Below are 23,855 nucleotides of genomic sequence, written 5' to 3'. Positions count from 1 at the left end.
GCTCTCGTCAGTCACCCCACCGGCAGGGAGTCGTGGACGGATCAGATCAAGGACACCCTTTTCGGCGGTCAGTCAAGTTCAGGGTCACACGCCCCTACCGGCGAGGCACTTACATCCTCTACGTCGACACCATCCAGAAACCCGAGTGCCATCACACGTTTCGCCCCACTGAGTCCGGACCGCCGGACGAATCGGTGCACGACTGATGAGCCGTCGTCGTACCGGAAGCTGAAGAGGAGCCGTTCGATGGCGACCACCTCCACGTTGCGCTGTGCCCCGGGGCTCTCCATGGCCTCCCACAGGAGGCTGCGCAACTGGAGCGCGAACGGAGCCGTCTGGGCGAAGCGCACCAGTTCTTCTTTGACCTTGGCAGCCCGCCGAACGGCCTGCTCCTCGTTGGTGCTCATCACCTGCCGAGGACAAGACGCCCACGACCGCTTCGGCCCGCAGGCCCACCGGGCCAAGTTGACCTCAGCCGTCCGTGGCCTGCTGATGACCTCGAAACCCGAGATCATGATCACCATCGAGCGAGCCGAACAGATGCTGGACGACTTTGCGGCTCTGCCGATCGTGCGGTACCCGATGCAGCCGTTTCAGCATCGGGTGCTGGCGCTTCGAGACAACGTCAGCGCCTACGACGCGTTCTACCTGGCCCTGGCGGAGTCGCTCGGCCTACCCCTGCTCACTGATGACCGGACGTTCGAGAAGGCTCCGGTTCGAGCGCCCGTCATCGAGACCTGGCCGTAGTGAAGGACCGAGCGTCCACAAATGGATTGCCGGCAGCCCCGGAATAGGGATCGCCGGATCTCCTACGACAATTCCGACAGTCGCGCGACCCATGCGCGGAAATGTGGTACCGCGACCAGTGCGACGCCGAGGGAATCCTCCAGAATCGCAATTCCGTCGCGAACCTTATTATATCCGTCCAACACCTGCGCGACACGCTTGGAAGGCGCCGTGCGCGGCCCGTCGTCGATGAGTTCGGCGTTTCCTCCGCAATCGGCGACCAGCTTCCGGAAGGCCGCGGCGGCCCCCGCGTCGCCAAGCACGGCGTGCAGCGCGGAACCGGCGGCAATCACCAGCGTCTCGAACTCGTACAGCGAGATGAAGGGTTCGAAGCGCTCGTCGTAGGGCAGGGAGGCCCGAATCGCATTTTGACGGCTTTCCACGCATTCCGGCTGACGATGTTCCGTTGAGCAGTCGCAGGCTGGCGCGTCGTCCGGATAGCCGTAATAGTCGAGCAGCGTCGTGACCATGGCCCAATGGGGTTCGGCGAGCAACCGGCGCAGGTGGCGGTCGTAGTTCCGCCAGTGACCGCCGCCTCTGCGGGCGGTGCCATCGGCTGCGCGAGAGGTATGCACCACGATGGGCGTCAGGTATGTCGAGTGCCCGAGATGGGGCTGCAAAACCCGGTTGACGAACGCCTCCTCGGTCGGTCCCTCGACGAGGACGGCGACCACCGCCGTCATGTGCCAACCACGCGCGGAGCCCCACCCGGGCGCCCGCCGAGGAGGTTCATCTCCCACAACTCGCCCAGCGAATAGTCGGAGAGCCATTCAGCCAACTGGTCCCGATCGGGCCGGGTCACCACCGTCGCGCCGTCGCGCCGCTCGACGACCGCGACCTCGTCGACACCGAACTGCCCGAGCAAGGTGACCGACTGCGTCGCCGCGACGACCCGGTTGCGGGCACCTACCGTCCGCAACAACTCCGCCAACTGGTGGATCGCCGCCGGATGGAGGCCCAGTTCCGGCTCGTCCAGAACGATGGTCGCCGGCGGTTGAGGCTGCTGCAGGAGCACGGACAGGCAAATGAACCGCAGTGTCCCCGAACTCAGTGCACTTCCCGAGAACACGTCGTCGATTCCCCGCTCACGCCACCGCAACAAAACGGTGTCCCCGTTGGGACGCAGTACGAAGTCGTCGAAGAAGGGCGCAACGTTGCGGATCGACCGCCGGATCTGGGCGTAGCGAACCTCGTGGTTGATTCTCATGTCCAGCAGCATGGCCGCAAGATTGCGACCGTCGCTGTGCAGCATCTCGCTATCGCCGACGTCCACCCGTCGCAATGGCGGCGCATCGGGGCTTGTGTCGTCGAAATGGAATACCCGGCAACCGGCAAGCACGTCGAGCAGATAGCTGGTGGCGGGGTGACCCGCGGCCTTGGCCGATAGTGCGCTCTCGGTACCGTGCTCGAGCACAGATTCGTGGGCCCAGTCGTATCCTCGCTGTTGGGTGTAGGTCCGCTCGGCAAGGATTGCAGTGTCGTCCACGCCAGGGGTGAGGGTCATCCGATACCCATTGCGGAAACCGTGATTCCAAGCGCCCCATACCGTGAGCGAGACCGACTCGGCGGAATCGGCGCGGGGCGCTCGATGAAGAAGTTGCGAAAAGCCCCCGCTTCGGACGACGTGCGCGGCGAGCCGGCCGTCGATGGTGTAGCCGAGCAGTTCGAAGGCATTGATCAGATTGCTCTTGCCGGCACCGTTGGCGCCGATCAGCAGTGTCACGGTGCTGGACAGATCGAAGGTCAGCGAGGCGACAGAGCGGAAGCCGCTCACCTCAATGGACGCAAGGGGAACCGCCATACCGGAGCCTCCTTCTGCCATCGGGGTCGCTGCTTGCCAGCATAGAGGTTGGCGGCGGCTGCCTCCGGGAGGAGCGACACCACTGGCAGGTAAGAACTCAGCGGACCCGGCAGCCTCAGAGCCCGGCGGCGATCCGTTCCCGGACGCGGGCCAGCAGGCCGTTGAGGAAAGTGGCGGAGTCGTCGGTGGAGAGTTCCTGAGCCAGGCTGACCGCCTGTTCCAGAGCCACCTCGGCCGAGACCGTGCCGTCCAGCATCTCCCACAGCGCGATGCGGGCCAGGCAGCGGTCGACGCGGGGCATGCGTTCCATCGTCCAGCCGGACGCCAGGGATTCGGCGATCAACGCGTCGATCTCCGGTTGGCGAGCGGTCACACCCTTGACCAGGGTCGTGGTGAACGGCCGCACCGGCGGATCGGCCTCCGCGATGTGCAGCGCGAGCGGCCCGGAGGCGTCCACGCCGCGCAAGTCGGCCTCGAACAAGATGTCCAGGGCACGCTTGCGCGCCTTCGTGCGGGACGAGCCCCGTCCCGGCTGCGCCGCGGGACGGGTCTCGATCAGTTCGGCGACGGTGCCGTCCGGTGTGGTGATCCGCTTACGCGGCGTGGTTACCGCAGGGTCGGCTGCCATCGGGCGGTCAGACCCGACCGAGATAGCTGCCGTCGCGGGTGTCGACCTTGACCCGCTCGCCGGTGGTGATGAACAGCGGGACCTGGATCTTCAGGCCGGTCTCGACGGTGGCCGGCTTGGTGCCGCCGGTGGAGCGGTCGCCCTGCAGGCCCGGCTCGGTGTAGGTGACCTCGAGCTCCACGGACGCCGGAAGGTCGACGTAGAGCGGGTTGCCCTCATGCAGCGCGACGGTGGCGTTCTGGTTCTCCAGCAGGTAGTTCTTGGCGTCGCCGATGGTCTCGTCGGTGATCGTCAGCTGGTCGTAGGTGGCGGTGTCCATGAACACGTAGCCGTCGCCGTCGTGGTACAGGTACTGCATCTCGCGCCGGTCGACGTTGGCGGTGTCGACCTTGGTGTCAGAGTTGAACGTGCGGTCGACCACCTTGCCGCTGAGCACGTGCTTGAGCTTCGTGCGGACTACGGTGTTGCCCTTGCCCGGCTTGTGGTGCTGGAACCACAGCACCTGCCAGAGCTGACCGTCGAGGTCGAGCACCATGCCGTTCTTCAGATCGTTGGTGGAAGCCACGTTGAAACCCTTCGTTCACCGATTGTGAGCCGACCGCTCAGTGTAGTGCCGCGTCCCGGTGAGGACGAACCGGGCGGGACGCTGACGGCCCGCGCCCGGCGTCCGAACCTTTGGGGACGGTTCTTTCGGTCACTCAACATGCGCGCCGGGTGACCAAAGGAACCGTCCCCGGTGACCAGGAGAACCGTCCCCTGAACCGAAACGGAACCGTCCCCTGAACCGGAAAGGAACCGTCCCCGGTCGTTCAGCGGGGGGCGGGGGTGCCGAGCACGTGGCCGGCGGAGAGGCTGTCGGGGCCGGGGCGGTGGCGGGCGGTGACGTCCGCGATCAGGGCGGCGCGGCGTTCGGCGGGCGGCAGGCCGAACTCCTCGACCAGTGCCGCGCTATCGTCGGCTCCGGATTCGCGGAGGCCGTCGATGACGCCTCGGATGTCGTCGGGGGTCCGGTTCTGGCTGAGCTTGGCCTTCGCCTCGATCCGGGTGATCTGCAGTTGCAGGCCGACGATGGCGCGCAGCTGGCCGGCCACGTAGTCGGCGGGCATCTCGGCCATGCCGATGGTCCGCTCGTGGGCGCCCATCAGGCGCTCGGCGGCCATCGACGTCCACTCGAAGTCGTCGTGGGTGATCAGTTCGCCGTAGATGTGCAGGGTGACGTAGTCCCAGGTCGGGATGTACTTTCCGGATGCCGGCGCGCTCGGGTACCACAGCGACGAGATGTAGTCGGTGGCCGCGGTGACGATGAACAGCGACTCCCCTGTCGTCGCCTCGCGCCATTGGGCGTTCGGACGGGCCACGTGCAGCACCAGGCTGCCGTGCTCTCCCATGTCGGCATCGAAGACGTACGGCAGATGGGTGGCCAGCAGGCCGGACGGCCCGTGGGTGATCAGATCGCCGACCCCCGGAGCGGCCAGGATGCGGGCCTGCAACTCCGGCGGCATGGTGAAGTGCCGCGGCGTGTACATCAGCCCGCGATCCCCGAACCATCCGGCGTCCCGGAAAGACTCAGCGCCTCGAAGGACTCGCGCAGCAGGTCTTCGTCCGGATTCTCCAGGATCGCCGGCCGGCCTAGGCCCTCCAGGATCACGAAGCGCAGCGTCGAGGCACGGGTCTTCTTGTCCAGGTTCATCGTCTCGCGCAGCTGCGGCCAGGCGTCCGCCGGATAGCTGGTCGGCAGCCCGAGGGCACCCAGCACGCCGGAGTGCCGGGCGGCGGTGTCGTCGTCCAGCCGGCCCAGCCGCCGGCTCAGTTCGGCCACGAACGCCATGCCGACGCTGATCGCCTCACCGTGCCGCCAGCGGTAGCCCTGGTCGCGTTCGATGGCGTGACCCAGGGTGTGGCCGTAGTTGAGCAGCTCGCGTCCGATGTCGCGTCCCACCGAGGTGCGCTCGCGCAGATCGTCGCCGACCACCGCGGCCTTCACCGCGATCGCCCGCTTCACCAGGGTGCAGATCACCTCGCCGCGCGGGTCGAGAGCGGCGGCCGGGTCGTCCTCGAGAATGCTCAGGATCACCGGGTCGGCGATGAAGCCGGCCTTGACCACCTCGGCCATCCCGGAACGGATCTCCTCGACCGGCAGGTTCTCCAGAAAGGACAGGTCGCACAGCACCGTGTACGGCTCGTAGAAGGTGCCGACCAGATTCTTGCCCGAGCGCAGGTTGATGCCGGTCTTGCCGCCGACCGCGGCGTCCACCATGCCCAGCACCGTGGTCGGCACCGACACGTAGGTGACCCCGCGCAGCCAGGTGGACGCCACAAAGCCGGCCAGATCGGTGGTCGCCCCACCCCCCAGGCCGATGATGGCGTCCGAGCGGGTGAAACCGGCCTCGGCGAGCGCGTTCCAGCAGCGCTGCAGCGTCTCCCCGGTCTTGGCCGACTCGCCCGGCGGCACCTCGATGCTCAGGGTCTGGCAGTCGCAGGCCGTCCGCACCCGGGACGCCTGCTCGCGCAGCACCGGGGGATGGATCACCGCGATCCGGCGCTGCTCCGCGACGTACTCCGGCAGCAGGTCCAGCGCCCCCGTGCCCACGACCACCTGATAGGGGCGTTCGGCGGTGACATCGATGGCCGAGATCTTCACCGGTCGTCCTCCTTCAGTTCTGTGACGATTCGTTCCACGATGGCGGACGCGCCGGCATGGTCGGTGTCCACGCTGATCGTGGCCAGATTTTGATACACCGGCGTCCGTTCCGCGAGTTGCTTGATCAGGGTGGCCCGCAGATTGCCCAGCACCAGGACGCCGGCCTGGTTCAGCCCGAGCCGTCGGCTGGCCTGCGCCACCGAGACCTGCAGCCAGACCACGGCGGCCCCGCGCAGCGCCTCGCCGACCTCGGCGGCGAGCACCGCCCCGCTGCCCAGCGCGACAACCCCCGGATCGGCCAGCGCGGCCACCGTGGCGTCGCGTTCCAGAGCCCGGAAGTGGGCCTCGCCGGAGTCGGCGAAGATCTCCCGAATCAACCGGCCCTGCGCGGCCTCGATGGCGGCGTCCACGTCGATGAAGGGCAGCCCGAGCCGTGCGGCCAGGTGCTGACCCACGGTGCTCTTCCCGGCCCCCGGTGCACCGATCAGCGCGATGGTGCGGGCCTGGGTCACCTCAGTCCTCGCTCGGCGAGCCGCCCGGCGTAGCCGGCCAGGTTGCGCCGGGTCTCGGCGACCGAGTCGCCGCCGAATTTCTCCAGGACCGCCTCGGCCAGCACCAGGGCGACCATCGCCTCGGCAACCACCCCGGCGGCCGGGACGGCGCACACGTCAGAGCGCTGGTGGTGGGCCAAGGCCGGCTCGCCGGTGGCGACGTCCACGGTGCGCAGCGCCCGCGGAATGGTCGCGATCGGCTTCATCGCGGCCCGGACACGCAACGTCTCGCCGGTGCTCATGCCGCCCTCGGTGCCGCCCGACCGGTTCTTCAACCGGACCACGCCACCGTGACCGGGCAGCATCTCGTCGTGAGCCAGGCTGCCGCGGGTGCGGGCCAGCTCGAAGCCGTCGCCCACCTCGACACCCTTGATCGCCTGGATGCCCATCAGCGCACCGGCCAGCTTCGCGTCCAGCCGCCGGTCGCCCTGACTGTGCGAGCCCAAGCCGGCCGGGACGCCGTGCGCGACCACCTCGACCACCCCGCCCAGGGTGTCGCCGGCCTTCTGACAAGCGGCGATCTCGGCTTGCATGGCGGCGCTGGAATCGGCGTCCAGGCAGCGGACGGGGTCGGCGTCGATGGCGTCCCGATCGTCGAAGGTCGGGACTTGTGTTCCGGTGGAGCGGATCGGGCCGAGCTCGACGACGTGGCTGACCAGGGTGACGCCGCAGGCCTGCTGTAGGAAGTTGCTGGCCACCCGTCCGAGCGCGACCCGTGCGGCGGTCTCTCGTGCCGAGGCTCGCTCCAGAATCGGCCGGGCCTCGTCCCAGTCGTACTTCTGCATGCCGGCCAGGTCGGCGTGGCCGGGACGCGGCCGGGTCAGCGGAGCGTTGCGGGCCTGGGCGGCGAGCAGTTCGGCGTCCACCTCGTCGGGAGCCATCACGGTCTCCCACTTGGGCCATTCGGTGTTGCCGATCATGATCGCGATCGGCGAGCCGAGGGTCTCGCCATGCCGGACGCCGGCCAGCAGGGTCACCTCGTCGGCCTCGAATTTCATCCGGGCGCCGCGGCCCGCACCTAGCCGGCGGCGCGCCAGCGCCTCGGCGATGTCGGCGGTCGCCACCCGAACGTGCGCCGGAATGCCCTCGATCGTCGCCACCAGGGCGCGGCCATGGGACTCCCCGGCAGTCAGGTAACGAAGCATGATCGGGAGTCTGTCACGACCGGACGCCGACGCCCGCCGCTGCCCGCACGGCAGACAGCAGCACCTCGGCCGGCACGTCGTGCCCGGTCATCAGCCGGACCTGATAGCGCGCCTGATGAGCCAGCATGTCCAGGCCGCTGACCACCACCCGGTCGGCGGACGCGGCCCGTGCTGCGAGCGGCGTCGGCCACGGATGGTAGATCACGTCGAACACCCCGCGCAGCGCCGGGCAGTGCTCCACCTCGAGCTGCTCCAGCCGTGGTTCCAACGCCGCCGAAGGCACCGTCGAGACCAGCAGCTCGCTGGCCGGATCGAGCGGCGCCCCCAGCGTCCGGGGCTGCACCTCGACCCCCATCGGCTCGGCCCAATCGCGGAAGGCGGCCAGCCGGCGGTGATCGCGTCCCTGCACCTCGACCAGCTGGACGCCGACACGCACCAGCGCGACCAGCGCCGAGCGGGCCGTGGCCCCGTTGCCGATCAATGTCGCGACTCGCACCTCGGACAACTCGGCCGCGGTCAGAGCGTCGGTGAGGCCGGCGATGTCGGTGTTGTAGACCCGTCGCCGCTCGCCCAGGACGACCGTGTTGGCCACCCCGGTGAGCAGGACGTCGGCGTCCGGGATGCCGCAGCCGGCGGCCGCCTCCTTCAGCGGCATGGTGACGCTCAGGCCGCGCCAGGAGTCGTCCAGTCCGTCGACGAACCGGTCGAATTGCTCCGGCCGCAATTCGACCCGTTCGTAGTTCCAGTCCAGGCCGAGATAGTCGTAGGCGGCCCGATGAATGGCTGGCGACAGGGAATGCGCAATGGGCGAACCCAGGACGGCGGCGTGCGGGCTCACGCGCACTTCTTCCGGTTGGCCGGGCTGGCCAGGCACCACTGCTTCAGCTGTGCCTCTGCCTTCTTCTGATCGGGGTAATTATCGGAGAACACCGTCTCGCCGGTGTCCAGGTTGATCGGGACGAAGTACAGCCAATCGCCATCCGCCGGGCTGAGCGCTGCCTCCATCGCCTTCTTGGCAGGTGCCGTGATCGGACCCGGCGGCAGGCCCTTGCGCTGATAGGTGTTGTACGGCGACGTGTTCTTCTTGCCGCGATCGGCGTCGCTGGTCCAGATCGTCCCGGTCTTATTGACTGAGTACGCGACAGTGGCGTCCGACTGCAGCGGCATGCCCTGCTTCAACCGGTTGTAGAAGACCCGTGCCACCTTGGCGCGGTCGTCGTCGCGGAACACCTCGCGCTCGATGATGCTGGCGATGATCAGGACGTCGTAGGGTTTGTAGCCGAGCACGCTGGCCCGTTCTTCGAAGGCCAGGTCTTGCAGGGTCTTCTTGAACTGGTTGATCGGCAGCTTCAACACCGACGCCGCGGTCGGTTTCAGCGGCAGATCGTAGGTGTCGGGGAAGATGAAGCCCTCGTTGCTCTTCCCGATCCAGCTCGGCAGGCCCAGCGATTTGCGATCTTTCAACACCGCGTTGAGGTCTTTCTCGGAGACCTTGGTGGTTGCGGCGAGTGAGGTGATCACTTCGGACAGCCGCAGACCCTCGCGGATCTGGAATTGGTTCTTGACCTGATTGGCGGGGTCGAGCAGCATCTGCAGCGCGGTCTTCCCCGGAATCTGGGTGCGCAGCTTGTACAGCCCGTACTGGATCTTCCGGACGTCGGGGTCGGCCGCCGCGGCCCGGTCGAACGCCTTCGCGGTGCGAATCACATTGGCCGCCAACAGAATGTCGGCGATCTTGTTGGTGGTCGACCCTTGCGGAATCTCCACCATCACGTCGGCGACACCTGCGGGGTCGATGTAGTCGTCGACCGTGCGGTAGGCCAGCCAGGCTTCCTGCACCTTGCCGTAGACGAACCATCCGCCGCCGACCAGCACCCCCAACGAGAGCAGCACGGCGATTGCCCCGCGGACCCGGTACCAGACCTCCTTGGGCAGCCAGCGGCCGGTCTCCGGATCGCGCAGTTCGCGTAAGAGGTTCCCCATGAGTTCAGTGTCCTTTGTTCATCACGCCGGTTCGCCGGGCGCCCGACCAGTGGCCCGTTCCACGGCCAGCGCCTGCTCCAAGATTGCCACGGCAGCCGCCTGGTCGATGATGGCACGCTGGCGGCGGGCATCCTTGCCTGCCGAACGCAGCCGGCGTCCGGCGTCGACGGTGGTGAGCCGCTCGTCGGCGAACCGCCAGCTGATCGCCCGATGACCCTCGATGACGGACGCCACCTGGGCCCGGACGTGCTCCGCCGCCGGCCCTTCGGCACCGGCCAGGGTGCGGGGCAGACCGACGATCACCTCGATCGGCTCGTATTCGGCCAGCAGTTGCGGCAGCCGGCGTCCGGACGCCTGGGTCGGCACGGTCTCGACCGGGTAGGCGAGCATGCCGTCGGCGTCGCAGGCGGCGACCCCGATCCGGGCCTTGCCCCAGTCGAGCGCCATCCGGACGCCACGCCGGAACGACTGCCGTTGGGCGAGCATGTCGAGACCCTCGTGAGTGGTGTCGACAGGCTCAACCGACGGTGCTTGAGGTTCCATCGGCGAGGACTCGCGACTCAAAGGGCCGCCACCGCGTCACGGACCGCACCGACGGCGTCCGCCGCCGCAGCACCGTTCGAGCCACCGCCCTGGGCGAAGTCGTCCTTGCCGCCGCCGCGTCCCCCTAGCTCGGCGGCACCGATGCCGACCAGGGCACCAGCCTTGGCGCCGCGGGCCCGTGCCGCCTCATTGGTGGCCACCGCGATCACCGGCTTGGCGTCGGTGCCGCCGACCAGGGCGACCACCGCGGCGTCCGAACCGAGCGCGGAGCGGACGTCCAGCGCCATGATGCGCAGGTCACCCCCGCCGACGCCGGCCACCTGCTCGGCGACCACCCGGACGCCGCCGGCCACCGTGACCGCCTTCTCGGCGAGCTTGGCCGCGCCGGCCAGCAGTTCCCGGGTCCGGTAGGTCTCGATCTGCTTCTCGGCCGCCTTCAGCTGGGCCAGCAGCTTCTCGACCCGGTCGGTGAGCTGCTCGGGCTGCGTCTTCAGGGTCTCCGACAGCGTCGCCACCAGCGCCCGCTCGGCGGCGAACTTCTCGAACGCCTCGGTGCTGACCAGCGCTTCCACCCGGCGGATGCCGGAGCCGACCGACTGCTCGCCGAGCAGGTTGACCAGCCCGATCTGCGAGGTGCGCGCCACATGGGTGCCGCCGCACAGCTCGCGCGACCAGGGCCCGGCCAGTTCGACCATCCGGACCACGTTGCCGTACTTCTCACCGAACATCGCCTGGGCGCCGAGCGCCTTCGCCTCGTCCAGCGGCAACTCCCGGTCGGTGACCTCGAAGTCGTCCCGGATCGCCGCGTTGACCACACCTTCCAGCTCGCTGCGCAGCGCCGGCGACAGCGCCTGGCTGGCGTTGAAGTCGAAGCGCAGATAGCCCGGCTTGTTGTACGAGCCGGCCTGGTGGGTGCCCTGGCCGAGCAGCTGCCGCAGCGCGGCGTTCACGATGTGCGTGGAGGTGTGCGCCTGGCAGGCCGCAAACCGGGCCGGGGCGTCCACCTGGGCCAGCACCTGCGCGCCGGTGGCGAGTTCGCCCTCGTTGACCAGCACCTTGTGCACCACCAGGCCCTGGATGGGACGCTGCACGTCGAGCACGTCGAGGGCCAGTCCGTTGCCGGTGAGCACGCCCTGGTCGGCGTCCTGGCCGCCGGCCTCGGCGTAGAACGGGGTCTCGTCGAGCACCACCTCGACGATGTCACCGGGTCGGGCGCTCTGGACTAGTTCGCCGTCCGCCACGATGCCGCGCACACGGGAGTCCACGCTGAGGTCGGTGAAGCCCAGGAAGGGGGTCTCGCCGGACGCCCGCAAGCTCCTGTAGGCCTCGGTGTTGACCGTGCCGCCCTTCTTGGCCCGGGCATCCGCCTTGGCCCGGTCCTTCTGCTCCTGCATCAGGACGCGGAACCGGTCCTGATCGACTTCCAGGCCGGCTTCGGACGCCATCTCCAGGGTCAGATCGATCGGGAAGCCATAGGTGTCGTGCAGCTGGAACGCCTGGTCGCCGCCCAGAATGCGGGTGTCGCTCCGCTTGGTCTCGGCGACCGCCAGGTCGAAGATCTGGGTGCCGGCGGCCAGCGTCCGGCGGAACGCCTCCTCCTCGCCGTAGGCGATCTGGGAGACCCGCTGCCACTGGCTGGTGACCTCGGGGTAGGACTGCTCCATCAGCGATTTGGACAGCGGCAGCAGCTCGGGCAGCACCGGGTCGTTGACGCCGAGCAGCCGCATCGAACGGATCGAGCGGCGCAGCAGCCGGCGCAGCACGTAGCCGCGCGCCTCGTTGCCGGGCGTGACGCCGTCGGTCATCAGCATCAGCGCGGAGCGGACGTGGTCGCCGACCACCCGGAGCCGGACGTCGGCCTCGCGGTCGGCACCGTAGCGGGTGCCGGCCAGCTCGGCCGCCGCGGTGATCACCGGGAAGATCTCGTCGATCTCGTACATATTCGCCACGCCCTGCAGCAGGTACGCGGTGCGCTCCAGGCCCATGCCGGTGTCGATGTTCTTGCTGGGCAGCGGACGCGCGACGTCGAAATCGTCCTTGGCACGGACCGCCGACAGCTCCTCGGTCTGGAACACCAGGTTCCAGATCTCCAGGAAGCGATCCTCGTCGACGATCGGGCCGCCGTCCGGGCCGAACTCCGGGCCGCGGTCGATGTAGATCTCGCTGCAAGGTCCGCCCGGTCCCGGGACGCCCATGTGCCAGTAGTTGTCCTTCAGCCCGCGCCGCTGGATGCGCTCGTCGGGGACGCCGACCTCGCGCCACATCGCCGCGGCCTCGTCGTCGTCGAGGTAGACGGTGACCCAGACCTTGTCGGCATCGAAGCCGTAGTTGCCGTCCGCCTGGCTGCCGGTGACCAACTCCCAGGCGTACTCGATGGCGCCTTGCTTGAAGTAGTCGCCGAAGGAGAAATTGCCGTTCATCTGGAAGAACGTGCCGTGCCGGGTGGTCTTGCCGACCTCTTCGATGTCGAGGGTGCGGACGCACTTCTGCACGCTGACGGCACGCACGAACGGCGGGTCTTCGGCGCCGGTGAAGTACGGCTTGAACGGCACCATGCCGGCGTTGACGAAGAGCAAGGTCGGGTCGTTGTAGACCAGCGGCGTGGACGGCACCTCGACATGGCCGTTGCGCACGAAGAAGTCGATGTAGCGACGCCGGATCTCGGCGGTTTTCATGATTGTGTCCGATCGGGTGTGCCGGCTTAGTCGCCGGCGGGATGGTCAGGTGCGGTTGCTCTCCTGGACGGGAACGCCCTCCTGGTCGGGAAGGCTTGACCCGTCCAGGCCGAGAGCCTCACGCAACTCGTGTTCGCGCTCGTCCATCGCGCTGGTCATGGTGTGCAGGAAATCGTCCACCCAGCCGCGGGCGTCGTGGGCGGTCTTCTCGACCTGCTCGGTGATGCCCTTGGGGGTGAACCGCTCGTAGTATTCGCGCCCTTTGAGCACGAGCCAGACCGTGACTCCGGCGCCGACCGCGAACCAGAACAGCCGGCGTCCCATCACTTGCCCGCTTTCCGCTTGCCCTTGATCGCCTGCCGGACGCCGTGGGTGAAGGCGGCGGTCTTCACCAGCGGTCCGCCCAGGGTCGCCGAGAACAGGGTGGACAGCTGGGCGGCGTTCTCGCTCACCACCACGGCGTGCCGGCTGACCCGGGAGACGTCCTCGGTGACCACGCTGAGCTTGCTGAGCTCGTCGTTGGTGGCCGTCACGGTGCCCTTCAGCTCGTGCAGGATCGGCACCGACGAATGCCCGACGTCCCGGACGGCGAGCCGCAGCTCCTCCAGCACCCGGCCGAGCTTGAGCAGCGGAACAGCGCAGAAGGCGACCAGCGCGACGGCGGCAATGGCCGCGATCAGGCCGGCGATCTCTCCAACGGACATGGGCGTTCCTCACATGGTGGCGGTGACGGACGCAGCCTAACGCACCGGCCACGGCGGCACCCCTTTCCGACCGTCCCAATAGGCTGGGTGGGTGAAGCTGACCATCGTCGGAGGCGGCGGGTTCCGGGTGCCCCTGGTGCATGCCGCACTGTTGACGGACGACCTGATCGACCGGGTGGCGCTGCTCGATGTCGATCCGCATCGGTTGGCGGTGATCGACCGGGTGCTGACCGCCCAGTCCGGAGGCTCGACTCGGTTGCGGCACAGCATGCACACCGAGCCGACCGAAGCGTTGGCCGGCGCCGATTTCGTCTTCTCGGCGCTGCGGGCGGGCGGGACGGCAGCGCGAGTCTTCGATGAGCGGATCGCCGCCGGCCACGGGCTGGTCGGCCAGGAGACGGTCGGCGCCGGCGGGATCGCCTACGCCTTGCGGAGCATTCCGGCGTCCCTGGAGCTGGCCCGGATCGTCGCACAGGTTGCGCCCCAGGCGTGGCTGATCAACTTCACCAACCCGGCCGGGATGGTGACAGAGGCGCTCAGCGCCGTCCATCCCCGCGTGGTCGGCATCTGCGATTCGCCGGTCGCGCTGGCCCGCCGGGCGTCCGTGGCGCTTGGCGTCGATCTGGCGTCCGCACGGCCCGACTACGTCGGACTCAACCATCTGGGTTGGCTGCGCGGCCTGAGCGTGGACGGCGTGGATCGGCTGCCTGCGCTGCTGGCGGACGCCGACGCGCTGCACACCGTCGAGGAGGGCCGGCTCTTCGGTGCCCAGCTGATCGGCGATCTGGGTGCGCTACCGAACGAGTACCTGCACTGGTTCTACTTCCGTCGCGAGGGTGGTACCGGCGGCGGCCGCGGCGCGTTCCTGGCCGAGCAGCAGGACCGCTTCTACCGCAACTGCCCCAGCTCGCCGGACGCCGCACTGGACGCCTGGGAGGCCACCCGCCGGGAGCGGGAGGAGACCTACGGCGCCGCCAACCGGGAAGCGGCCGGCGGTTTCGAACGGTCGGTCGCCGACCTGGTCTCCGGCGGCTACGAGGGTGTGGCGCTGGCGATCATGCGAGCCATCGGACGCGATGAGCCCGCGACCCTGATCCTCAACCTGCCCAATGCCGGACGGCTCCCGGAGCTGCCGGACGACGCCGTCATCGAGGCACCCTGCCGGGTGGACGGCGCCGGCCTGCATCCGCTGCCGTTGGCTCCGCTCCCTGACTACGCCCGCGGCCTGGTGACCACGGTCAAGCAGGTGGAACGCTGGACGATCGAAGCGGCGATCACCGGCTCGGCACGGGCCGCTCGGCTGGCGCTCACCCATCATCCGCTGGTCGACTCGGCGACGATCGCGGCCCAGCTGCTGGACGAGTACCGGACGACGCTCCCCCAGCTCGGCTATCTGCACTGAATAGGGCCGACCCGCTCGACCACCACTGGGTGGAAATCGAACCTCGTACGAGGGTCTCGACAAGCTCGACCGACGAGGATCGGCGATTCGCTAATTCCGGTTTCGACCGAGCAAGTCGTCCAGGGTTTCCATACGTTCGGCCATGCCGGCCTCATTGCCGTGGTCGGTGGGCACGTAGTAGCGGGCGCCCGCCAGCTCGTCGGGCAGATACTGCTGGGCCGCCACCCCGCGCGGATGGTCGTGGGCATATTTGTAGTCCTTGCCGTGGCCGAGCGCCTTCGCTCCGGCGTAGTGCGCGTCCCGCAGATGCGGCGGGACCTGGCCGATCCGTCCGGCCCGGACGTCGGCCAGCGCGCCGTCGATGCCCAGGGTGACCGCATTCGACTTCGGGGCCAGCGCACAGGCGACCACCGCGTGCGCCAGGTTCAGCCGGGCCTCGGGCATGCCGATCAACTGGACGGCCTGGGCGGCGGCGACGCAGGTCTGCAGCACCGAAGGCGCCGCCATCCCGATGTCCTCGCTGGCCAGGATGACCAGTCGTCGGGCGATGAACCGGGGGTCCTCACCAGCCTCGATCATCCGGGCCAGATAATGCAGCGCGGCCTGCACGTCCGAGCCGCGCAGCGATTTGATGAAGGCGCTGATCACGTCGTAGTGCTGGTCGCCGTCCTTGTCGTAGCGGACGGCGGCACGATCGACGGCGCGACTGATCGCGTCCGGGGTGATCACCTCCAGGCCGGACGACTGGGTTCCGGCCGCCGATTCCTCCAGGTAGGTCAGGGCGCGGCGGGCGTCCCCACCGGCCAGCCGGAGCAGGTCGGCGCGGGCCTCGTCGGTGAGCGTGAACGCACCACCCAAACCGCGTTCGTCGGCCAGCGCCCGGTCGATCAGGAGGCCGAGGTCGGCGTCGGTGAGCGGTTTCAGGGTGAGCAGCAGCGAGCGGGAGAGCAGCGGGGCGATCACCGAGAAGGACGGGTTCTCGGTGGTGGCGGCGATCAGGGTGACCAGCCGGTTCTCCACCGCGGGCAGCAGGACGTCCTGCTGTGCCTTGGAGAACCGGTGCACCTCGTCCACGAACAGCACCGTCGAGCGGCCACGGGCCAGTTCCCGGCGGGCGGCGTCCAGTTCGGCGCGCACCTCGCGGACGCCGGCGGTCACCGCGGAGAGCTCCACGAACCGCCGCTTCGCCGACTGCGAGACGACCGAGGCGATGGTGGTCTTGCCGACGCCGGGCGGACCCCAGAGGAAGACCGACATCGCGGCGTCCCCCTCGGCCAGCCGGCGCAACGGGGAACCGGGGCCGAGCAGATGCTGTTGTCCGACGATCTCGTCGACGGTGCGCGGACGCATCCGGACCGCGAGCGGAGCCCCTGCGGACGGCATGCTCAGCGACCCTCCCGAGGGTGCGGTCACAGGGTCGGTGTTGCCGAAGAGGTCCTCCACCGCGCTGAGTCTAGGCCTCGATCCCCCACCACGTCGCGCATCGGGACTTGCGTTACGAACACTCGCGATATATCGTTGACACAACGATACACACACGAAAGGAGTCCACTCATGTGGAACCAGGATTTTGAGCCGCGGGACTTCCGCGGCGGACATGATGATCGTCGACCCCGCCGCGGACCGCGCGGCGAAGGTCATGCCCGAGGTGGCCAGCCGTTCGGCGGCGACCAGTTCTTCGGCCCGCACGGCCCCTTCGGACCGGCCGGTCCATTCGGTCCTCGCGGACCGTTCGGGCCCGGTCGTCCATTCGGTCCCCGCGGTCCGCTCGGTGGTCGCGGACGGGGACGCGCCCGGCGCGGCGACGTCCGGCAGGCAATCCTCGCGCTGCTGGCCGAGGAGCCGATGAACGGCTACCAGGTCATCCAGACCATGGCCGAGCGCACCGGCGGCGGCTGGAAGCCGTCCCCGGGAGCCATCTACCCGGCGGTGGCCCAGCTGGAGGACGAGCAACTGATCGAGCCGTTCGACAACAACGGCGCAAAGGCCTACCGGTTGACCGAGGCCGGCCAGGCCGTGGCGGCGGAGATCGACCCGAAGCCGTGGGAGGCGTTCAACGCCGAGAACGCGCCGGAGCACCCCGAGGTGCTACGCGGCATGTGGAAGGAGTTCAGTTCGCTGGCGATGGCGGCGCAGGAGCTCACCCGCTCAGGCAGCCGGTCCCAGCAGCAGCAGGCGGCGCAGATTCTCGCCGAGACTCGGCGCAGCCTCTACGGCCTGCTGGCCAGCGACGGCGACGAGGACGACCAGGACCTGGCCAACCCCGACGACCTGCGTTGACCTCCTGGTCGGGCTTGACGAGGGCCGTCCGAGCGTTCGGGCGGTCCTCCTCCGCCTCACAAACCGCACTGGGCCGGAAGCGGAATGGGTGCTGGACGAGAGGCGGGACTCACTCGCCGCGGTTGCGGGCGGCAAGCTCGCGCGCGACATCGCGGTTGGCGTCCCGCTCGGCGATCGTCTGGCGCTTGTCCCATGCCTTCTTGCCGGTGCCGATCGCCAGCTCGACCTTGGCGTAGCCGTCCAGGAAGTACAGCGCCAGCGGCACTATGGTCCGCCCGGACGCCGTGGTGGCGCGCTCCAGCTTGTCGATCTCGCGGCGGTGCAACAGCAGCTTGCGGTTGCGGCGCGCGGCGTGGTTGGTCCAGGTTCCGAAGGCGTACTCGGGAATGTGCGCGTTGCGCAGCCACACCTCGCCGTCGTCGACCGTCGCGAAGGCGTCCGCCAGGGACGCTCGTCCCGAGCGCAGCGACTTGACCTCGGTTCCGGTGAGCACCAGGCCTGCCTCGAACCGCTCACCGAGGTGGTAATCGTGACGCGCCCGCCGATTCTGGGCAACCAGGATCCGGCCCTTCTCACGTGGCATGGTCGCGCTCCAAGAAATCGGGTGGCTGGTCGATGGAAAGCGTCAGCCTATCAAGTCACAACCAGGCCATCGGGTTGACCACCCCGCCGTTGACGTACACCTGGAAATGCAGGTGACAGCCGGTGGACAGTCCGGTGGTGCCTACGTAGCCGATCAGCTGACCCTGCCCGACCTGCTGGCCGGCATGGACGACCATCCGCGACTGGTGGGCGTAGCCGGTCGACACGTACCTGCCCTTGATGAAGCCGTGGTCGATGACGACATAGTTGCCGAACCCGCCCTGCGGGGCAGCACTCGCCACTCGGCCCTTGGCCGCCGCGTAGATCGGGGTGCCGCACGAGGCGTTGAAGTCGGTGCCGCGATGCATCCGCCAGGTGTGCAGGATCGGGTGGTAGCGCAACCCGAACGGGGAGCCCACCGAGCCGTTCACCGGACGGATGAAGCCGGCGGACGACGCCCCGGAAACACCTGACCGCTTGCCGGCCTTTTGCGCCCGGCGCCGGATCTGGGCGCTGATCGAGGCCTCCCGCGCCAGCAGCTTTCGATGCTGTTCCCGCTCGGCCCGCAGATCCGCCTCGGCCGCCTTGCGCGCCTTGGCCAGCTTCACCACGCTCGCTGCCGCCGCCTGCTTGGCTGCGGACGCCTTGGCCTGCAGCACCTTGAGCCGCGCCAGGTTCGCCTCGGCCTCGGCCTTGTCGTCCGCGATCTGCTTCTCGACCGCGGCCTGGGCCCGCTCGGCGTCCTCGAGCGTGGCCTGCAGCTGCCGCAGCCGAGTCACCTGGACGCCGGCCGCGTCCAGGACGGTGGTCGACCACTGCAGCCGCTGCGACAGGTCCCCGGTGTCCGCGGAGTCGAAGAGCACGGTGAGACCGACCAGGTCGGTGCGCTGCTGGAACGCTTCGCGGGCCGCCTCGCCCATCAGGCGCAACTGCTCATCCACCTCGGCCTTGGCCACTTGGACGGCCTTGCGCGCGGCAGCAAGTTTGCTGCGCGCGACGTCCAGCCGGCGTCCGATCGCGGCGTCGAGCGCCCGTGCATCGCTCACCGCGCGGTTGGCCGCGGTGAGCTTGCGCTGCGCCTTGGCCTGCGCGGCCTGCGCCTTGGCGAGGTTCCTGAGCGCCTGCGACACCTCCGCGCGCGACTCCGCGACGCCTGCCTTGGAGGACACGATGGCCCGTTGGAGATCACTGCGGTCCTTGCCGTCTTCGGCCTGTGCCGGGCTGACCAGAGCGACGCTCAGGCCCGCGCCCAGGACGGCGACCAGCAAGCGCCGAACGAACGTCGGCGACGCCTTCTGTCGGCGGCTGGACGACACCTGGATCACTATCTCCGATCGGTCGGTCGAGGGCGACATCGAAGTCACACCCTCAAGTACGTGCGAGTGGCTATCGCCGTCGGAACGATCGACAGTACGACACCGACGCCGACGACCCCGAGCATGGCGAACCCGACGTGCGGCCAGCCAATCCACTCCACACTCTGAAGTGAGGGTTGAGCCTTGTCGATGATCAGGAATTTCTCCACCGCGGCTAGAGACCCACACGCCAACAGCGCTCCGACAAGGGCAGCTACCAGCGATTCGATCAGGAACGGCAGCATGATGTACCAGTTGGAGGCACCCACCAGGCGCATGATGCCCAACTCACGGCGCCGCGAGAACGCGGCCATCCGGATCGTCGTGGCGATCTGCAGAGCACCCGCCAGCAACAGGAACAGGCTCAACCCGATCGTCGTCCACTTGGCCACGTTGAGCCACTCGAACAACGGGTTGAGGTACTGCCGAAGATCTTGCACGGCCTGGACGCCGGGCAGCCCGGCCACCGCCGACACCACGCCCTCGTACTGTTCGGGATCTTTCAGCTTCACTCGGAACGAGTCCTGCATCATGTCGGGAGTCATGAAGCCGATCGCCGTCGAATCCTTGTAGACCCGCTGGAAGTCCTCCCAGGCCTCGGCCTTGCTCTCGTAGTAGACGGTGGCCACCTCGGGGTTGGTCTCCAGCGTCGTCCGGATGGTCTGCCGCTGGGCGTCGGTGGCGTCCTGGCCCGGTTCGCAGTTGCGGCCCTGGGTGACCGTGGCGCACATGAAGACGCTGATCTCGATCTTGTCGTACCAGTTGCCCTTGGCGAGCTCGACCTGTTGCGCGCCGAGCAGTCCGCCGCCGAACAGGGTGAGGGAGACCCACATCGTGATGATCACGGCCAGGGTCATGGTGAGGTTCCGGCGCAGGCCGGACCAGGCCTCACGCAGGGTGTGCCGCATGTCGGGCTCCTTCGAGGATTCGGGACGGACGGGCCGGGCTGATCGCGGTGCTGCTCACCGGTAGCCGTACACACCCTTGCTCTGGTCTCGGACGAGTTCGCCGTCGACGAGCTCGATCACCCGTTTGCGCATCTGGTCGACGATCGTGGCGTCATGGGTGGCCATCACCACGGTGGTGCCGGTGCGGTTGATCTGGTCGAGCAGCTTCATGATGCCGATGCTGGTGGTCGGGTCCAGGTTGCCGGTCGGCTCGTCGGCCATCAGGATCGCCGGCCGGTTGACGAACGCGCGGGCGATCGCGACACGCTGCTGCTCGCCGCCGGAGAGTTCCTCGGGCAGCCGCCCGCCCATGCTGTCCAACCCGACCAGCTCCAGGGTCTCGGGAACCACGCGCTTGATGGTCGCGGTCGGTTTGCCGATCACCTGCAGCGCGAAGGCGACATTCTCGGTGACGGTCTTGCCAGGCAACAGCCGGAAGTCCTGGAAGACCACGCCCAGCTGGCGGCGCAACGCGGGCACCTTCCAGCTGTGCAGCCGTCCCAGGTCTTTGCCGGCGACGAAGATCCGGCCCTTGGTGGCCCGGTACTCGCGCAACACCAGCCTGATGAAGGTGGATTTGCCCGACCCCGAACTGCCGACCAGGAAGACGAACTCGCCCTTGTCGATGGTGACGGTGATGTCGGACAGCGCGGCGCGGCGCTGCCCGTCGTAGATCTTGGTGACGTCTTCGAACGTGATCACGGTGCTACTCCGGTCGGTGTCGACGTTGGGGGTGTGTTCCATCAGGAATGCTCGACCGACCAGCAGGGAGTCTAGCCTCACTCGCGTCGTCGGACCTGCGGGCACACCTGTGCCGCGGCAAAGTTGCCGTGGGTTTACCGCTCGCCCTGCTGCCGGCGCCAGCGGATGCCGGCGTCGATGAAGCCGTCCAGATCGCCGTCGAAGACGGCATCCGGGCTGCCTACTTCGTATTCGGTGCGCAGGTCTTTGACCATCTGGTACGGGTGCAGCACGTAGGACCGCATCTGCGAACCCCACGAGTTGCCGCCGTCGCCCTTGAGCGCGTTCAGTTCCGCCTCGCGCTCGCGCCGGGCCCGCTCCAGCAGCCGCGACTGCAGCACCTTCATCGCGGCCACCTTGTTCTGCAGCTGGCTCTTCTCGTTCTGGCAGCTGACCACGATGCCGGTCGGCAGGTGGGTGAGCCGGACGGCGGAGTCGGTGGTGTTGACGCTCTGCCCGCCGGGGCCGGAGCTGCGGAAGACGTCCACCCGGATGTCGGCCTCGGGAATGTCGATGTGGTCGGCCTCTTCGGTCACCGGAAGCACCTCGACGCCGGCGAAGGACGTCTGCCGGCGGCCCTGGTTGTCGAACGGGCTGATCCGGACCAGCCGGTGGGTGCCCTGCTCGACGCTCAGCGTGCCGTAGGCGAAGGCCGCCTTGACCGTGAAGGTGGCCGATTTGATGCCGGCCTCCTCGGCGTAGGAGATGTCGTAGACCTCGGCCGGGTAGCCATGCCGCTCCGACCAGCGCAGATACATCCGCAGCAGCATCTCGGCGAAGTCGGCGGCGTCCACTCCCCCGGCCTCGGAGCGGATGGTGACCACGGCGTCCCGTTCGTCGTAGTCGCCGTTGAGCAGGGTGCGCACCTCGAGCGCCTGAATGTCGGTGGCCAGCCGGCTAAGTTCGCGGGCGGCTTCGGCCATCGTGTCGGCGTCCGACTCTTCCTGGGCCAGTTCGATCAGCACCTCGGCATCGTCGATCCGCCGCCGCAGCCCGGCCAGCCGATCGACCTCGGCCTGCAACGCGGACAGTTTGGAGGTGACCCGCTGGGCGTTCTCCTGGTCGTTCCACAGATCGGGGGCGGACGCCTGGTGCTGCAGTTCGGCGATCTGCAGCTTCTTGGCTTCGGGGTCGAGCACGGACTCGATCGACGTCAGCGTCTTGTCGAGTTCGGCGAGATCGGATTGCAGGTCAGCGGCAGCCACGAGGGTGCAGCTTACCGTCCCCTCCCCGCGGGGGCTTCGACAGGCTCAACCAGCGACGGTCAACCAGCCGTGGAGGCGACCGCGAGCGCACGTCCGGTCAATGACGCTTCGTCGTCGACCATTTCGGCGGGCGGACCGGCGAAGATCAGGCGTCCGCCGTCGACGCCGGCGCCCGGTCCGATGTCGATCACATGGTCGGCTCGGGCGATCACCCGCAGGTTGTGCTCGACCACCACCAGGGTGGTGCCACGGTCGAGCAGATCGTCGAACAGCAGATTGATCCGGTCGACATCGCTGGGATGCAGACCGGTGGTGGGCTCGTCCAGCACGATCCACTCCGAGGCCAGGTCGGTCGCGGACGCCAGATGGCGGGCGATCAGCAGTCGCTGCTTCTCGCCGCCGGACAACGTGTCCAGCGATTGGCCGACGGCGGCGTAACCGAGGCCGACCCGATCCATCCAGCCCACCGCGGCGACGATGTCGGGACGTCCGGCGAACAGCTGGGCGACCTCGTCCGCGGTCATCGCCAACACGTCGGCGATCGTCCGGCCGTCGATGGCGACGGCCAGCGCCGTCGGGTTGAACCGGGATCCGTCACAGGCGTCGCAGGGGGTGGCCACGTCGTCGAGGAAGGCGAGTTCGGTGGTGATGTAGCCCTTGCCGTTGCAGGCCGGGCAGGCGCCCTTGGAGTTGAAGCTGAACCAGGCCGGTTCCAGCCCGGACGCTTCGCCGAACGCCTTCCGGATGCTGTCGGCGACGCCCAGGATGCTCAGCGAGGTGGACCGGACGCCGCCGCGCAGGGCGTCCTGGCCGACCACGGTGAATCGGCGTTGCTGACGGGGCAGCTCCAGGGTGGCCAGCGAGCTCTTGCCGGAGCCGGCCACACCGGTGACGGCGGTCAGCACCCCGATCGGGATGTCGATGTCGAAACCGGTCAGATTCCGGGCCCGGGCGTTGACCACCGGCACCCACGATCGCGGGGTCGCGGCCTGCCGTTTGACGGTGAGGCGCTGGGCGAGCACCCGTCCGGTCGGCGTGTCGACGCCGGCGAGCGCCTGCGGCGTCCCCTCGAACAGGATCCGGCCGCCGTCGTGGCCGGCACCGGGGCCGAGGTCGACGACGTGGTCGGCGATCCGGATCACCTGCGGGTGGTGCTCGACCACCAGCACCGTATTGCCGGCGTCGCGGAGCCGTTGCAGCAGCCGGGTCAGCCGCGCCACGTCAGCCGGGTGCAGTCCGATGGACGGCTCGTCAAAGACGTAGGTCACGTCAGTGAGCGCGCCGCCCAGGTGCCGGACGATCTTGACCCGCTGCGCCTCGCCGCCGGACAGACTGGACGACTCGCGATCGAGGCTGAGGTAGCCCAGGCCGACCGAGATCAGGGCGTCCAGGATGGTACGGATGCCGCCCAGGGCCGGCGCCACCTCGGGGATGCGGAGCCGCGACAGCAGGTCGTGCAGTTCCCCGACGCTGAGCGCCAGCCAGTCCACGATGGAGCGGCCCTCGATCAGGCTGGCGCGTGCGGCCGCGTTGACCCGTGCGCCGTGGCAGTCCGGGCAGGGCCGCTGGGTGGTGATCCGGTCGAGCTCTTCGCGCACCTTCGCCGAGATCTTCGCCGGCCGGTTCTTAACGTAGACGTCGCGCAGCCGGGTCACCACCCCGTCGAACCGCCCGGACGCCGGGTAGCGCGGGTCGGGATCGACCGGCTTGACCGAATCGGCGTACAGGAACAGGTCAAGTTCCTCGGGGGTGTAGTCCCGCAGCTTCTTCGACCGATCGAAGAAGCCGCAGTAGGCGAACCGCTTCCAGCGGTACACCCCGGGCCGGAAGTTCGAGAACCGGACGGGCCCCTCGTCGATGGTCTTGTCGAGATCGATCAGCTCGTC

General features: G+C 68.6%; 25 protein-coding genes. 3 read left to right on the top strand and 22 right to left on the bottom strand.

Going from position 1 to position 23,855, the window contains the following annotated elements:
• Positions 1-68: 68 nt before the first annotated feature.
• Entirely contained in the window at positions 69-524 is a 456-nt protein-coding gene (locus QM619_RS05675; RefSeq protein ID WP_415105204.1) for a hypothetical protein, read from the bottom strand.
• On the opposite strand from QM619_RS05675, the gene QM619_RS05670 reads away from it, so the two are divergent.
• Complete coding sequence (locus QM619_RS05670) at positions 514-747, top strand: type II toxin-antitoxin system VapC family toxin (RefSeq protein ID WP_415105201.1); 234 nt, start codon at positions 514-516, stop codon at positions 745-747. The two genes, QM619_RS05675 and QM619_RS05670, sit on opposite strands and share 11 nt — an antisense overlap.
• A gap of 62 nt (positions 748-809) precedes the next feature.
• Here the strand turns inward: QM619_RS05670 and QM619_RS05665 are convergent, their stop codons facing one another.
• The 14 genes from QM619_RS05665 to QM619_RS05600 all read right to left on the bottom strand — a co-directional run bounded on the left by QM619_RS05665 (position 810) and on the right by QM619_RS05600 (position 13,457).
• Positions 810-1,469, bottom strand: a complete 660-nt coding sequence (locus QM619_RS05665) for a DUF4276 family protein (RefSeq protein ID WP_415105198.1) — start codon at positions 1,467-1,469, stop codon at positions 810-812.
• The gene (locus QM619_RS05660) at positions 1,466-2,587 is read right to left on the bottom strand and encodes an AAA family ATPase (RefSeq protein ID WP_415105195.1); all 1,122 of its coding nucleotides are present in this window, start codon (positions 2,585-2,587) and stop codon (positions 1,466-1,468) included. The genes QM619_RS05665 and QM619_RS05660 overlap by 4 nt, the downstream gene beginning before the upstream one ends.
• 115 nt (positions 2,588-2,702) lie before the next feature.
• Positions 2,703-3,215 (bottom strand): transcription antitermination factor NusB, encoded by a 513-nt coding sequence (gene nusB / locus QM619_RS05655; RefSeq protein ID WP_415105192.1) that lies wholly within the window; start codon positions 3,213-3,215, stop codon positions 2,703-2,705.
• A gap of 7 nt (positions 3,216-3,222) precedes the next feature.
• Positions 3,223-3,780 (bottom strand): elongation factor P, encoded by a 558-nt coding sequence (gene efp / locus QM619_RS05650; protein ID WP_415105189.1) that lies wholly within the window; start codon positions 3,778-3,780, stop codon positions 3,223-3,225.
• A 244-nt stretch (positions 3,781-4,024) separates the two neighbouring features.
• Positions 4,025-4,741 carry an FMN-binding negative transcriptional regulator gene (locus QM619_RS05645; protein ID WP_415105187.1) on the bottom strand — a complete coding sequence of 239 codons (717 nt, stop codon included), beginning with the start codon at positions 4,739-4,741 and terminating at the stop codon, positions 4,025-4,027.
• Positions 4,741-5,856, bottom strand: coding sequence for a 3-dehydroquinate synthase (aroB, locus tag QM619_RS05640; RefSeq protein WP_415105185.1), 1,116 nt, complete (start codon positions 5,854-5,856; stop codon positions 4,741-4,743). Before aroB ends, QM619_RS05645 begins: the two co-directional genes overlap by 1 nt.
• On the bottom strand, positions 5,853-6,368 hold the full coding sequence (locus tag QM619_RS05635; protein ID WP_415105183.1) for a shikimate kinase: 516 nt from the start codon (positions 6,366-6,368) through the stop codon (positions 5,853-5,855). The genes aroB and QM619_RS05635 overlap by 4 nt, the downstream gene beginning before the upstream one ends.
• Positions 6,365-7,552, bottom strand: coding sequence for a chorismate synthase (gene aroC / locus QM619_RS05630; protein WP_415105181.1), 1,188 nt, complete (start codon positions 7,550-7,552; stop codon positions 6,365-6,367). The genes QM619_RS05635 and aroC overlap by 4 nt, the downstream gene beginning before the upstream one ends.
• 13 nt (positions 7,553-7,565) lie before the next feature.
• Complete coding sequence (locus QM619_RS05625; RefSeq protein ID WP_415105179.1) at positions 7,566-8,390, bottom strand: shikimate dehydrogenase; 825 nt, start codon at positions 8,388-8,390, stop codon at positions 7,566-7,568.
• Positions 8,387-9,535 (bottom strand): endolytic transglycosylase MltG, encoded by a 1,149-nt coding sequence (mltG, locus tag QM619_RS05620; protein ID WP_415105177.1) that lies wholly within the window; start codon positions 9,533-9,535, stop codon positions 8,387-8,389. Before mltG ends, QM619_RS05625 begins: the two co-directional genes overlap by 4 nt.
• A 21-nt stretch (positions 9,536-9,556) precedes the next feature.
• Positions 9,557-10,021 carry a Holliday junction resolvase RuvX gene (gene ruvX / locus QM619_RS05615; protein WP_415105175.1) on the bottom strand — a complete coding sequence of 155 codons (465 nt, stop codon included), beginning with the start codon at positions 10,019-10,021 and terminating at the stop codon, positions 9,557-9,559.
• 74 nt (positions 10,022-10,095) lie between these two features.
• The gene (gene alaS, locus QM619_RS05610; protein WP_415105173.1) at positions 10,096-12,753 is read right to left on the bottom strand and encodes an alanine--tRNA ligase; all 2,658 of its coding nucleotides are present in this window, start codon (positions 12,751-12,753) and stop codon (positions 10,096-10,098) included.
• Positions 12,754-12,798: 45 nt separating this feature from the next.
• On the bottom strand, positions 12,799-13,077 hold the full coding sequence (locus tag QM619_RS05605; protein WP_415105171.1) for a DUF6167 family protein: 279 nt from the start codon (positions 13,075-13,077) through the stop codon (positions 12,799-12,801).
• Positions 13,077-13,457: a DUF948 domain-containing protein gene (locus tag QM619_RS05600; RefSeq protein ID WP_415105169.1), complete on the bottom strand. Its 381-nt coding sequence runs from the start codon at positions 13,455-13,457 to the stop codon at positions 13,077-13,079. The genes QM619_RS05605 and QM619_RS05600 overlap by 1 nt, the downstream gene beginning before the upstream one ends.
• A 91-nt stretch (positions 13,458-13,548) precedes the next feature.
• Between QM619_RS05600 and QM619_RS05595 the strand changes: the two genes are divergently transcribed.
• On the top strand, positions 13,549-14,859 hold the full coding sequence (locus QM619_RS05595) for a 6-phospho-beta-glucosidase (RefSeq protein WP_415105167.1): 1,311 nt from the start codon (positions 13,549-13,551) through the stop codon (positions 14,857-14,859).
• A 90-nt stretch (positions 14,860-14,949) separates the two neighbouring features.
• Here QM619_RS05595 and QM619_RS05590 read toward each other — a convergent pair whose 3' ends face one another.
• On the bottom strand, positions 14,950-16,302 hold the full coding sequence (locus QM619_RS05590; protein ID WP_415105165.1) for a replication-associated recombination protein A: 1,353 nt from the start codon (positions 16,300-16,302) through the stop codon (positions 14,950-14,952).
• A gap of 111 nt (positions 16,303-16,413) precedes the next feature.
• On the opposite strand from QM619_RS05590, the gene QM619_RS05585 reads away from it, so the two are divergent.
• Positions 16,414-17,139, top strand: a complete 726-nt coding sequence (locus QM619_RS05585) for a PadR family transcriptional regulator (RefSeq protein ID WP_415105163.1) — start codon at positions 16,414-16,416, stop codon at positions 17,137-17,139.
• A 109-nt stretch (positions 17,140-17,248) separates the two neighbouring features.
• Here the strand turns inward: QM619_RS05585 and smpB are convergent, their stop codons facing one another.
• From smpB to QM619_RS05555, 6 genes are all read right to left on the bottom strand, one after another.
• Positions 17,249-17,722, bottom strand: a complete 474-nt coding sequence (smpB, locus tag QM619_RS05580; protein ID WP_415105161.1) for an SsrA-binding protein SmpB — start codon at positions 17,720-17,722, stop codon at positions 17,249-17,251.
• Positions 17,723-17,777: 55 nt separating this feature from the next.
• A complete protein-coding gene (locus QM619_RS05575; protein WP_415105159.1) occupies positions 17,778-19,037 on the bottom strand; it encodes a peptidoglycan DD-metalloendopeptidase family protein in 1,260 nt (419 codons plus the stop codon).
• Positions 19,038-19,081: 44 nt separating this feature from the next.
• Positions 19,082-19,984 (bottom strand): permease-like cell division protein FtsX, encoded by a 903-nt coding sequence (gene ftsX / locus QM619_RS05570; RefSeq protein WP_415105157.1) that lies wholly within the window; start codon positions 19,982-19,984, stop codon positions 19,082-19,084.
• 54 nt (positions 19,985-20,038) lie between these two features.
• On the bottom strand, positions 20,039-20,725 hold the full coding sequence (ftsE, locus tag QM619_RS05565) for a cell division ATP-binding protein FtsE (RefSeq protein ID WP_415105207.1): 687 nt from the start codon (positions 20,723-20,725) through the stop codon (positions 20,039-20,041).
• A 134-nt stretch (positions 20,726-20,859) separates the two neighbouring features.
• Entirely contained in the window at positions 20,860-21,969 is a 1,110-nt protein-coding gene (prfB, locus tag QM619_RS05560; protein ID WP_415105155.1) for a peptide chain release factor 2, read from the bottom strand.
• Between the two features lie 59 nt (positions 21,970-22,028).
• Positions 22,029-23,855: excinuclease ABC subunit UvrA (locus tag QM619_RS05555; protein ID WP_415105153.1), on the bottom strand; the 1,827-nt coding region annotated here is incomplete at its 5' end.

The sequence above is a fragment of the Micropruina sp. genome, from assembly GCF_047606665.1.
Taxonomy (GTDB): Bacteria; Actinomycetota; Actinomycetes; order Propionibacteriales; family Propionibacteriaceae; genus Micropruina.
The sequence above is the reverse complement of the archived record's forward strand: the minus strand, read 5'-3'. Positions and strand labels throughout refer to the sequence as shown.

Bases quoted from the DNA above. Each gene is read 5' to 3' on its own strand.
- QM619_RS05670 (WP_415105201.1), top strand. From the start codon at position 514: ATGATCACCATCGAGCGAGCCGAACAGATGCTGGACGACTTTGCGGCT.
- QM619_RS05675 (WP_415105204.1), bottom strand. From the start codon at position 524: ATGGTGATCATGATCTCGGGTTTCGAGGTCATCAGCAGGCCACGGACG.
- QM619_RS05665 (WP_415105198.1), bottom strand. From the start codon at position 1,469: ATGACGGCGGTGGTCGCCGTCCTCGTCGAGGGACCGACCGAGGAGGCG.
- QM619_RS05660 (WP_415105195.1), bottom strand. From the start codon at position 2,587: ATGGCGGTTCCCCTTGCGTCCATTGAGGTGAGCGGCTTCCGCTCTGTC.
- nusB (WP_415105192.1), bottom strand. From the start codon at position 3,215: ATGGCAGCCGACCCTGCGGTAACCACGCCGCGTAAGCGGATCACCACA.
- QM619_RS05645 (WP_415105187.1), bottom strand. From the start codon at position 4,741: ATGTACACGCCGCGGCACTTCACCATGCCGCCGGAGTTGCAGGCCCGC.
- aroC (WP_415105181.1), bottom strand. From the start codon at position 7,552: ATGCTTCGTTACCTGACTGCCGGGGAGTCCCATGGCCGCGCCCTGGTG.
- mltG (WP_415105177.1), bottom strand. From the start codon at position 9,535: ATGGGGAACCTCTTACGCGAACTGCGCGATCCGGAGACCGGCCGCTGG.
- ruvX (WP_415105175.1), bottom strand. From the start codon at position 10,021: ATGCTCGCCCAACGGCAGTCGTTCCGGCGTGGCGTCCGGATGGCGCTC.
- alaS (WP_415105173.1), bottom strand. From the start codon at position 12,753: ATGAAAACCGCCGAGATCCGGCGTCGCTACATCGACTTCTTCGTGCGC.
- QM619_RS05605 (WP_415105171.1), bottom strand. From the start codon at position 13,077: ATGGGACGCCGGCTGTTCTGGTTCGCGGTCGGCGCCGGAGTCACGGTC.
- QM619_RS05600 (WP_415105169.1), bottom strand. From the start codon at position 13,457: ATGTCCGTTGGAGAGATCGCCGGCCTGATCGCGGCCATTGCCGCCGTC.
- QM619_RS05585 (WP_415105163.1), top strand. From the start codon at position 16,414: ATGTGGAACCAGGATTTTGAGCCGCGGGACTTCCGCGGCGGACATGAT.
- smpB (WP_415105161.1), bottom strand. From the start codon at position 17,722: ATGCCACGTGAGAAGGGCCGGATCCTGGTTGCCCAGAATCGGCGGGCG.
- ftsX (WP_415105157.1), bottom strand. From the start codon at position 19,984: ATGCGGCACACCCTGCGTGAGGCCTGGTCCGGCCTGCGCCGGAACCTC.